Origin of the sequence: Mangrovibacter plantisponsor (assembly GCF_003182475.1) — a bacterium.
GTDB lineage: Bacteria > Pseudomonadota > Gammaproteobacteria > Enterobacterales > Enterobacteriaceae > Mangrovibacter > Mangrovibacter plantisponsor.
The window spans coordinates 156,587-166,410 of sequence record NZ_QGTS01000011.1; the positions used below are offsets into that span (position 1 = coordinate 156,587).

Annotated in this window: 9 protein-coding genes and 1 rRNA gene; 9 read left to right on the forward strand and 1 reads right to left on the reverse strand. The window is 48.6% G+C overall.

Going from position 1 to position 9,824, the window contains the following annotated elements; all coding sequences use genetic code 11:
- Window positions 1-49 precede the first annotated feature (49 nt).
- The 9 genes from DES37_RS18205 (at window position 50) to DES37_RS18245 (ending at window position 9,244) form a co-directional block, all read left to right on the forward strand.
- The gene (locus DES37_RS18205; protein ID WP_110027171.1) at window positions 50-292 is read left to right on the forward strand and encodes a YhdT family protein; all 243 of its coding nucleotides are present in this window, start codon (window positions 50-52) and stop codon (window positions 290-292) included.
- On the forward strand, window positions 282-1,772 hold the full coding sequence (gene panF / locus DES37_RS18210) for a sodium/pantothenate symporter (RefSeq protein WP_110027173.1): 1,491 nt from the start codon (window positions 282-284) through the stop codon (window positions 1,770-1,772). Before DES37_RS18205 ends, panF begins: the two co-directional genes overlap by 11 nt.
- Complete coding sequence (gene prmA / locus DES37_RS18215; protein WP_036105063.1) at window positions 1,747-2,628, forward strand: 50S ribosomal protein L11 methyltransferase; 882 nt, start codon at window positions 1,747-1,749, stop codon at window positions 2,626-2,628. Before panF ends, prmA begins: the two co-directional genes overlap by 26 nt.
- Before the next feature lie 343 nt (window positions 2,629-2,971).
- Window positions 2,972-3,937, forward strand: a complete 966-nt coding sequence (dusB, locus tag DES37_RS18220) for a tRNA dihydrouridine synthase DusB (RefSeq protein ID WP_036105067.1) — start codon at window positions 2,972-2,974, stop codon at window positions 3,935-3,937.
- A gap of 25 nt (window positions 3,938-3,962) precedes the next feature.
- On the forward strand, window positions 3,963-4,259 hold the full coding sequence (gene fis, locus DES37_RS18225) for a DNA-binding transcriptional regulator Fis (protein ID WP_000462905.1): 297 nt from the start codon (window positions 3,963-3,965) through the stop codon (window positions 4,257-4,259).
- Window positions 4,260-5,085: 826 nt separating this feature from the next.
- Window positions 5,086-6,111 (forward strand): amino acid ABC transporter substrate-binding protein, encoded by a 1,026-nt coding sequence (locus DES37_RS18230; RefSeq protein WP_036105075.1) that lies wholly within the window; start codon window positions 5,086-5,088, stop codon window positions 6,109-6,111.
- 71 nt (window positions 6,112-6,182) lie between these two features.
- The gene (locus tag DES37_RS18235; protein ID WP_036105079.1) at window positions 6,183-7,364 is read left to right on the forward strand and encodes an amino acid ABC transporter permease; all 1,182 of its coding nucleotides are present in this window, start codon (window positions 6,183-6,185) and stop codon (window positions 7,362-7,364) included.
- A gap of 9 nt (window positions 7,365-7,373) precedes the next feature.
- Window positions 7,374-8,477, forward strand: coding sequence for an amino acid ABC transporter permease (locus tag DES37_RS18240; RefSeq protein ID WP_036105081.1), 1,104 nt, complete (start codon window positions 7,374-7,376; stop codon window positions 8,475-8,477).
- An 8-nt stretch (window positions 8,478-8,485) separates the two neighbouring features.
- Window positions 8,486-9,244 carry an amino acid ABC transporter ATP-binding protein gene (locus DES37_RS18245; RefSeq protein ID WP_036105083.1) on the forward strand — a complete coding sequence of 253 codons (759 nt, stop codon included), beginning with the start codon at window positions 8,486-8,488 and terminating at the stop codon, window positions 9,242-9,244.
- A gap of 307 nt (window positions 9,245-9,551) precedes the next feature.
- Here the strand turns inward: DES37_RS18245 and rrf are convergent.
- Window positions 9,552-9,667 (reverse strand): 5S ribosomal RNA (gene rrf / locus DES37_RS18250).
- Window positions 9,668-9,824: the final 157 nt, after the last annotated feature.

Here is a 9,824-nt window from a genome sequence, read left to right on the forward strand (position 1 = left end):
ATCGTCCATAAGGTACAATCCCGGCTTTGATCTTTTACAAGGGATAACGATGGACGCGCGTTTTGTTCAGGCCCACAGAGAAGCCCGCTGGGCACTCTGGCTAACCCTTCTTTATTTAGCTGCGTGGATTGCTGCGGGATATTTACCCGACTCCGTCCAGGGCGTAACAGGCCTGCCTCACTGGTTTGAAGCAGCCTGTCTGGTGGTCCCCGTGGTATTTATTTTTCTATGCAAGATGATGGTCACCCACATATTCCGCGATATTCCGCTGGAGGAGAACCATGAAGACTGAAGTTCTGCTCCCGCTTGTCGGCTACTTAGCGCTGGTATTTGCTATTTCTATTTATGCATTCCGCAGGCGTAAGCAAGGAAACTTTTTGAATGAGTATTTCCTGGGAGGGCGCTCAATGGGAGGTTTTGTCCTCGCCATGACGCTCACGACCACCTATGTCAGCGCCAGTTCGTTTATCGGGGGGCCCGGTGCGGCTTACAAATATGGGCTTGGCTGGGTGCTTCTGGCCATGATCCAGTTGCCGGCTATCTGGTTGTCTCTGGGGATTCTCGGTAAGAAATTTGCGATTCTCGCACGCCGCTACAACGCCGTGACGCTCAATGACATGCTGTATGCCCGTTACCAGAACCACCTGCTGGTATGGTTGGCAAGCCTCAGCCTGATTGTCGCATTTTTAGGCGCAATGACGGTGCAATTTATTGGTGGTGCCCGTTTGCTGGAAACCGCTGCAGGCATTCCTTATGACACTGGGTTGCTTACCTTTGGCGTCACTATTGCACTCTACACAGCCTTTGGCGGATTTCGGGCCAGCGTATTAAATGACGCGATGCAAGGGATCGTCATGCTGCTGGGTACCGTCTTGTTGCTTGTCGGTATTATTCACCAGGCAGGCGGTGTTCATATAGCCGTAGAAAAACTGTCGCATATTAATCCGCAACTGGTCTCTCCAAAAGGAGCAGACAATATTCTGTCACCCACATTTATGGCTTCATTCTGGGTACTGGTCTGTTTTGGCGTTATCGGTTTGCCCCATACCGCGGTGCGCTGTATTTCTTACAAAGACAGCAAGGCCGTTCATCGTGGGATCATTATCGGCACGATCGTCGTCGCGGTACTGATGCTGGGAATGCATCTCGCGGGCGCTCTGGGACGCGCAATTCTACCCGACCTGACCGTACCTGATCTGGTTATTCCCACATTGATGATTACTGTCCTGCCACCAGCTTTAGCGGGGATCTTTCTGGCTGCGCCAATGGCCGCGATTATGTCGACCATCAATGCTCAACTCCTCCAGTCATCAGCTACGATCATTAAAGATCTCTGGCTCAGAACCCGCCCTGACCAGTCGCACAACGAATCCCGGCTGAAAAAGCTCTCAACCGGGATTACACTGGTACTCAGTGCTTTGCTATTGCTGGCAGCGTGGAATCCACCAGAGATGATCATCTGGCTGAATCTCCTCGCATTTGGCGGGCTGGAAGCTGTCTTCCTTTGGCCACTCGTACTTGGGCTTTACTGGGAAAAGGCCAATGCTACCGGAGCCTTATCAGCCATGATCGTTGGTGGTCTGCTTTACGCTGTGCTGGCCACACTGAAGATACAGTATTTGGGCTTTCATCCGATTGTCCCGTCACTATTATTAAGTTTACTGGCTTTTCTCGCAGGTAATTGCTTTGGGCGCCCTGCAGTCACCGCCAGTATGAATACCCACCCGGAAAATAAAGAGTTACGCCATGCCATGGATTCAACTAAAGATTAATGCTACCGGTGAAACCGCTGAAGAACTCGGTGATGCCATCATGGAAACGGGCGCGGTCTCGGTCACTTTTCAGGACACCCATGATACCCCGGTTTTTGAGCCCCTGCCGGGCGAAACACGTCTGTGGGGTGATACTGATGTCATCGGGTTGTTCGATGCCGAAGCAGATATGAATGATGTCATTGCACAGCTGTCGGTTCACCCACTGTTAGCATCCGGTTTTCACCATAAAATTGAACAACTGGAAGATAAAGACTGGGAACGTGAGTGGATGGAAAACTTCCACCCAATGAAGTTTGGTAACCGTTTATGGATTTGCCCAAGCTGGCGCGATATTCCGGATCCTGATGCCGTCAACGTACTGCTGGACCCGGGTCTGGCGTTTGGTACTGGTACCCACCCCACTACATCATTGTGTCTGCAATGGCTGGATGGGCTGGATCTGGCTGGAAAAACGGTTATCGATTTTGGTTGTGGCTCAGGAATTCTGGCAATTGCTGCACTCAAATTGGGTGCCGCAAAAGCAATTGGAATTGATATCGACCCGCAGGCGATTCAGGCCAGCCGGGATAACGCTGAACGTAATGGCGTTTCTGACCGGTTATCACTTTATCTGCCAGCGGATCAACCAGAAGGCCTGAAAGCGGATGTCGTGGTCGCAAACATTCTTGCTGGCCCATTGCGTGAACTAGCCCCACTTATCGGCGTACTGCCCGTTACAGGCGGCGTACTTGGGCTTTCCGGTATCCTTGCCAGCCAGGCAAGTTCGGTTTGCGCTGCCTACACTGGCCGGTTCGCACTTGACCCGGTGGTTGAAAAAGAAGAGTGGTGCCGAATTACAGGAACCTGCCTCTGAGTTACCCCAGCGTGGTGTCTTCGCACCACGCTCTTCTGTTTGATTATCAATCAATTTATCTGCGGCAATTCGCCTTACACACCCGGTTTTCCAGCATATTATCCCGGCCCAAAGCGCTTTTTATCCCCTCTTTTTAAGAAGTTTTAAGAAAAATTCAAAGCGCACAATTTAACCATAAAAATGTAATTGCATGATTATTAGGATTAATTTATCCGGCATTCATGTCCAGAAACAGATTCATTGATCTATAACAGCGGATTGTTCAAAGTTTGGCCTTTCATCTCGCGTAAAAAATGCGTAATATACGCCGCCTTGCAGTCACAGTATGGTCATTTCTTCACTCATGCAAATCGGACAATATCAGCTTCGAAACCGGTTAATCGCCGCACCAATGGCGGGGATAACAGACCGACCATTCAGAACGCTGTGTTACGAAATGGGTGCCGGACTTACCGTCTCCGAGATGATGTCTTCTAACCCGGAAGTCTGGGCAAGTGACAAGTCACGGTTACGTATGGTTCATGTTGATGAACCCGGCATTCGTACCGTACAGATTGCCGGCAGTGTGCCTGATGAAATGGCAGAGGCCGCACGCATTAACGTGCAAAATGGTGCCCAGATTATTGATATCAATATGGGGTGCCCGGCTAAAAAAGTGAATCGTAAACTTGCAGGCTCAGCACTACTGCAGTATCCGGTGTTGGTTAAAAGTATCCTGTCCGCAGTGGTTAATGCGGTCGAGGTGCCTGTAACGTTAAAGATTCGCACTGGGTGGGATAAAGACCACCAGAACTGTGTAGAGATTGCCCAACTGGCTGAGCAATGTGGTATTCAGGCTCTGACGATACATGGACGCACGCGCGCCTGCAGGTTTGAAGGCGAAGCAGAATACGACAATATTCGGCTGGTTAAGCAGACAGTTTCCATTCCCGTTATCGCGAATGGTGACATAACAAACCCGCTTAAAGCCAGAGCGGTTCTGGACTATACAGGGGCTGATGCCTTGATGATAGGCCGGGCTGCTCAGGGAAGACCCTGGATCTTTCGGGAAATCCAGCATTATCTGGACACTGGAGAGTTGCTTGCGCCACTGCCTCTGGCTGAGGTAAAGCGCTTGTTGTGCGAGCATGTTCGGGCGTTACACGGCTTTTATGGCCATGTGAAAGGTTACCGAATTGCACGTAAGCACGTGTCCTGGTATCTCCAGGAACACGCTCCAAATGACCAGTTTCGGCGCACATTCAACGCCATAGAGGATGCCAGCGAACAGCTGGAGGCGTTGGAGGCATACTTCGAAAATTTTGCGTAAACAGAAATAAAGAGCTGACAGAACTATGTTCGAACAACGCGTAAATTCTGACGTACTGACCGTTTCTACCGTTAACTCTCAGGATCAGGTAACCCAAAAACCCCTGCGTGACTCGGTTAAACAGGCACTGAAGAACTATTTTGCTCAACTGAATGGTCAGGATGTTAATGACCTGTATGAGCTGGTACTGGCTGAAGTTGAACAGCCATTGTTGGACATGGTGATGCAATACACCCGTGGTAATCAGACCCGTGCGGCACTGATGATGGGTATCAACCGCGGCACCCTGCGTAAAAAACTGAAAAAATATGGCATGAACTGATTTTAATCAGTTAATCCGTTGTTTTAAAAGGTACTACCCTTCACGGGGTGGTACCTTTTTATTTGTAAATCTTCCCCTTCGCAAGATAACCTGACAGCATGCTTTCCCTCCTTCAGATAATTAGCCACATATTAACAATGGTTATTTACCTGAGTCACTCTCTCAAATACATTCCCACCAGGTAATACATTCGGTATACGTAAGATTTATTAGCCACCTGAATCACTATTTATTTATATAAATGCCAGATAACTCTTAACAGCACCCCATCCACTCCTGTAGGACAAACTATAAAAATAGGCTGACGAAACAGCAGGACTTATGATGATGCAACTGTTGCAGCCCATGAGTACACGGCACACAAGTGTGGCAAAGGTAACTCTGCATTAAGGAAGTGCATTTTTTATCATCAGATGTTTATATGGATGCAACAAACCTTCAGCCAATTCACTAATAATAGAATATTAAGTTACTTTCTCTTACACGGAGCAGATAAGTAACCATATAACGTAGTGTTTATTAATATTAATCCTCAGCAAAAATTCATTTCATTAGCAGTTGTTTCGCCGCGTTAATTTCATCACATCAATGAAACTTTTTTGCGCCATTATGTGGCGTAAGTTTCATTTTTGCACCATGGCAGGGCGTTGCTTTATGAATTTCGTGTCTACACTCAACGCAGGGTGATTGCTTTGTCACATTTTGAATAGTTTAAAACCTGGCATCACCTTTGCTTTATTAAGTTCGGCAATCGCCACAGACAGGATGATGGCATCAATATGGATGCCACTTTTTATAACGATAATTTAGCCACACAGGATCCACTATGAAAAAATTGACGTTAGCCACTCTGGTAGCAGCAGGAGCGCTGTTTGGTATCGCCAACCAGGCACATGCAGGGTCAACCCTGGATGCCGTTAAAAAGAAAGGATTCGTACAGTGCGGTATCAGTGATGGCTTACCGGGCTTTTCATACGCTGATGCAAGCGGCAAGTTCACGGGTATTGATGTGGACGTTTGCCGTGGTATTGCTGCTGCCGTATTCGGCGACGCTTCAAAAGTTAAATATACTCCACTCACAGCGAAAGAACGTTTTACTGCTTTGCAATCTGGCGAAGTAGACCTGCTTTCACGTAATACCACCTGGACCTCTTCCCGCGATGGTGGCATGGGGATGGTTTTTGCCGGTGTTAACTATTATGACGGCATTGGCTTCCTCACACACTCTAAAGCCGGATTAAAAAGCGCGAAAGAACTCGACGGTGCAACCGTCTGTATTCAGGCCGGGACCGATACAGAGCTTAACGTTGCTGACTATTTCAAAGCCAACAACATGAAATACACACCAGTAACATTTGACCGTTCTGATGAATCAGCAAAAGCGCTTGAATCTGGCCGCTGCGATACGCTGGCTTCTGACCAGTCACAGCTTTATGCGTTGCGCATTAAGCTGAGCAACCCAGGCGAATGGATTGTTCTGCCTGAAGTTATCTCTAAAGAGCCGCTGGGGCCGGTTGTGCGTCGTGGTGATGATGACTGGTTTGCCATCGTTCGCTGGACACTGTTTGCCATGCTGGACGCAGAAGAAATGGGTATCAGTTCCAAAAACGTTGATGAAAAAGCAGCGCATCCTTCTACACCGGATATGGCACACCTGTTAGGTGCTGAAGGTGACTTTGGTAAAGACCTGAAGCTCGACAACAAATGGGCATTCAATATCGTTAAACAGGTCGGTAACTACGGTGAAGTTTTTGATCGCAATGTCGGTGAAGGTAGCCCACTGAAAATCAAACGTGGTCTCAACAACCTCTGGAACAATGGCGGTATCCAGTACGCCCCGCCAGTACGTTAATTTTTTGCAGTAATGGGCACTACATTTGTAGTGCCCTCACGTCTGTCGCATTGTATTACTGAGGTTCGTTTATGTCTCATCGCCGCCTTAAAACGAAAGGAGAACTCTCCTTTTCTAACCCTGCGGTGCGTGCCTGGCTGTACCAGATTATCGCAATTGTTCTGGTAGCAACGGCCGCAATTTATCTGATACACAACACCATCACAAACCTGAACAACCGCGGAATCACTTCCGGATTTGCTTTTCTGGACAGAAGCGCCGGGTTCGGTATTGTCCAGCATCTTATTGATTATGAACAGGGAGATACCTACGGCAGAGTCTTTGTCGTTGGGTTGCTCAACACACTGCTGGTTTCCGCGCTGTGTATTATTTTTGCTTCTTTTCTGGGTTTTTTCCTTGGACTTGCCCGTCTTTCAGACAACTGGTTGTTACGGAAGATCTCGACGATATATATCGAAACCTTCCGCAATATTCCGCCACTGCTACAAATTTTCTTCTGGTACTTCGCGGTATTGCGTAATTTGCCGGGGCCTCGCCAGGCGCTTGATCTGTTTGATCTGGTGTTCTTAAGCAACCGCGGTCTTTACCTGCCCTCCCCGATTATTGGGGAAGGTCTTATCGCCACAGGGCTGGCGATACTGGTCGCGCTGGTTGTCAGTTATGGGTTGTACCGGTTTAATCACACACACCAAATCAAAACAGGGCAACTTCGCCGCACCTGGCCTGTAGCTCTTGTGTTGATACTGGGTTTACCGTTATTAACTCACCTGATCTTTGGTGCTGCAATTCACTGGGATATTCCTGCATTGCGGGGATTCAATTTCCGCGGAGGGATGGTTTTAATCCCTGAACTGGCGGCACTTACTCTGGCTTTATCCGTCTATACATCAGCATTTATTGCGGAAATAATTCGCTCGGGTATCCAGTCGGTTCCGTTTGGCCAGCATGAAGCAGCCCGCAGCCTGGGTTTACCCAACCCAATAACCCTGCGCCAGGTTATTATTCCTCAGGCGTTGCGCGTCATTATCCCGCCACTGACCAGCCAGTACCTGAATATAGTGAAAAACTCCTCACTGGCAGCTGCGATTGGTTATCCGGACATGGTATCGCTTTTTGCCGGAACTGTACTCAACCAGACCGGGCAGGCTATCGAGACTATTGCTATCACCATGTCGGTTTATTTGATTATCAGCCTGAGCATTTCGTTGTTGATGAATATTTATAACCGCCGCATTGCCCTGGTGGAACGTTAAGGACGCATGATGAGTAAAGCTATTTTATCAAAAGACACTCGTCCTGATGCTTCCAGGTCCGGACGAACACTACTGTGGATGCGTAAGAATCTGTTTTCATCCTGGAGTAATAGCCTGCTGACAGTTATCTGCCTGTGGTTAATGTGGCAGTTAATTCCACCACTGCTCAACTGGGCTATTTTTCACGCTAACTGGGCAGGTTCAACACGTAGTGACTGTACTAAAGACGGTGCCTGTTGGGTGTTCATCCATGCCCGCTTCGGGCAGTTTATGTATGGGCTCTATCCGCATGAACAGCGCTGGCGTATTAATACGGCATTGATTATTGGCCTGTTGAGTATTCTTCCGATGTTTTGGAAAAACATGCCGCAACGGGGCCGCTACATCACCGGATGGGTAATCGTTTATCCAGTCGTTGTGTGGTGGTTAATGTACGGCGGTTTCTTCGGGCTTAGCCGCGTGGAAACACGCCAGTGGGGCGGACTGACACTGACTTTGATTATCGCCTCTATTGGTATTGCCGGTGCATTGCCTCTGGGGATTCTTCTTGCGTTGGGACGCCGTTCGCGCATGCCTGTAGTCAGAATTCTGTCTGTTGTTTTTATTGAATTCTGGCGTGGTGTGCCGCTCATTACTGTTCTGTTTATGTCTTCAGTAATGCTGCCGCTTTTTATGTCGGAAGGGACAACGATAGATAAATTAATCAGGGCGTTAGTAGGTGTGGTTCTTTTCCAGTCGTCCTATGTTGCAGAAGTAGTCAGAGGCGGTTTACAAGCTTTGCCAAAAGGGCAATACGAAGCTGCAGAATCCCTGGCGCTGGGATACTGGAAAACCCATATTTTAGTCATTCTTCCACAAGCTTTAAAACTGGTGATCCCAGGGCTGGTCAACACGATCATTGCATTATTCAAAGACACCAGCCTGGTCATCATTATAGGCCTGTTCGATTTGTTCAGTAGCGTTCAGCAAGCCACCGTTGACCCGGCATGGCTTGGGATGTCAACCGAAGGCTATGTCTTCGCCGCAATGGTCTACTGGATCTTCTGTTTCAGCATGTCGCGCTATAGCCAGTATCTGGAAAAGCGCTTCCATACCGGGCGCACACCGCACTAAGGAAAATCATGAGTCAAATTACTATTCAACCTGCCGACGCGATGATTACGCTGGAAGATGTTAACAAGTGGTACGGTCAGTTTCATGTATTGAAAGATATTAACCTTAACGTCCAGCAAGGCGAGCGCATTGTACTATGTGGTCCTTCAGGCTCAGGGAAATCAACAACGATTCGTTGTATCAATCACCTGGAAGAACATCAGCAAGGGCGCATTGTTGTTGATGGCATTGAGCTTAATGATGACATCCGCAATATTGAACGGGTCCGTAACGAGGTTGGAATGGTATTCCAGCACTTCAACTTATTCCCGCATCTTACCGTCTTGCAGAACTGTACTCTCGCCCCGATTTGGGTGAAAAAAATGCCCAAGCGTGAAGCTGAAGCACTGGCCATGCATTACCTGGAACGTGTACGTATTGCAGAACATGCTAATAAATTCCCCGGTCAAATATCCGGAGGCCAGCAACAGCGCGTCGCTATTGCCCGGTCGTTGTGTATGAAGCCAAAAATAATGCTGTTTGATGAGCCAACCTCAGCGCTGGATCCTGAAATGGTTAAAGAGGTGCTGGATACCATGATTGGCCTGGCTGAGGACGGAATGACGATGCTCTGTGTGACCCATGAAATGGGATTTGCCCGTACAGTTGCTAATCGCGTTATTTTCATGGACAGAGGCGAAATTGTAGAAGAAGCACCACCTGATGAATTCTTCTCTAACCCGCGCTCCGAGCGTACCCGGGCATTCCTTTCCCAGGTTATTCATTAAAATATCCGTATTGCGTTTGCTGATGCCCTGTCTTGTGACAGGGCATTTTTTTATCCGCCTAAACGGGTAAGCAAAACTGGCAAGAAGAATAAGTATCAGCGGTTCTGGCAGTGCAGCACAGGTTTACGGATGTGCCGTCTCTGCCAGCGCAGAGCCCGGTGGGTGATAAACCAAAAACCGGGCACGGTGGCCGGGATCACCTGACGGGAACTGTCCCCGGGTGTGAAACTGCAGGTAAGTGGCTGAACAGCCTGAAGCACAAAAGCAAAAAACCCCCAGCTTTCGCTGAGGGTTCTTCTTAATTGAAGCCTGGCAGTTCCCTACTCTCGCATGGGGAGACCCCACACTACCATCGGCGCTACGGCGTTTCACTTCTGAGTTCGGCATGGGGTCAGGTGGGACCACCGCGCTCTTGCCGCCAGGCATATTCTGTTTTATTCACCGCCTCCCGGCCATGAACATTATCCGTCAACAAGCTAAAAATTTCGTCTCTCACACCAAAACATCTTTGGCGTTGTAAGGTTAAGCCTCACGGTTCATTAGTACCGGTTAGCTCAACGCATCGCTGCGCTTACACACC